Source organism: Bradyrhizobium frederickii, assembly GCF_004570865.1.
GTDB classification, from domain to species: domain Bacteria; phylum Pseudomonadota; class Alphaproteobacteria; order Rhizobiales; family Xanthobacteraceae; genus Bradyrhizobium; species Bradyrhizobium frederickii.
The window spans coordinates 1-1,033 of the sequence record NZ_SPQS01000127.1; the positions used below are offsets into that span (position 1 = coordinate 1).

1 protein-coding gene is annotated in these 1,033 nt (G+C 59.9%); it reads right to left on the reverse strand.

Annotated features, from left to right (window positions below; genetic code table 11):
• A partial coding sequence (locus tag E4K64_RS39975) for an IS630 family transposase (RefSeq protein ID WP_135167642.1) occupies window positions 1–987 on the reverse strand: 987 nt, incomplete at its 3' end.
• Window positions 988–1,033 lie beyond the last annotated feature (46 nt).

The window sequence follows — 1,033 nt, forward strand, 5'->3', positions numbered from 1 at the left end:
ATCGTTGTACGCGTTGACGTAGGCATCGATGTGTTCCTGAAGCTGCTTGAGGCTTGTGAAGGAGGTGCCGCTAAGTGACTGCCCCTGCAGGATCGAGAACCAGACCTCGACCTGATTGAGCCAGGAGGCGCTTGTTGGCGTGAAATGAAATTGCACGTTGGGGTGGGCCTTGAGCCAGTGCTCGTTTTTCTTGTGGGTGTTGAGGTTGTCGAGGATGACGTGAAGCTTGCGGCTCGGAAAGGCCGCGGTGACGCTGTTCATGAAGTCGAGAAACTCGACGCGACGACGGCGTTTTGAATGCGTCGCGATGATCTTTCCGGTGGCGACCTCAAGCGCCGCAAACAGCGTCGTCGTGCCATGCCGCTTGTAGTCGTGGCTCTGGCCGGTCAAGGCGCGGCCATTGGGCAACTTCAGATAACCCTGCGCTCGCTCCAAGGCCTGGATCGAGGGCTTCTCGTCCACACATAGCACAATGGCCTTCGCGGGCGGGGCGACGTAGAGGCCAACAACATCGGCGGCTTTGGCCGTAAAGTTCGGGTCGTTGCTCTCGCACCAGGACTTGCGAGCCGCGAGGTCAATCTTGTGGCTGCGCAGGAACCGCCAGACATATTGGACGTCAACATCGCCCAGCGCCTCGGCCAGCAGAGGGCCGGTCCAGCGTGCAAACCCTTGCGGGGGCGGCTTATCCAGCAGCTTCAGAATCCGCTTGTCGGTGGCCTTCGTATAGATCGGCTGCTTGCCCGGCCGTGGCTTGTCTTGCAGCCCATCCAGGCCATGGTCGGCATAGCGATGCCGCCAAAGGCTGACAATCCGCGGCTGGACCCCGACTTCCTTGGCGATCGACCGCGTGCTGCACCCGTCCGCCGCCAACAGAACTATCCGAGCCCGCTTCAAATCGCGCTGCAACGTCACCGGCGAGCGACAACACGCCTCAAGCACCTTGCGATCTTTCCGCGAAAGGTGGACTTCTCTTGCTTCGGGGATCATCCATATCTTGAATCACGACTCACGATCCAAGGATAGTGGGTACTAG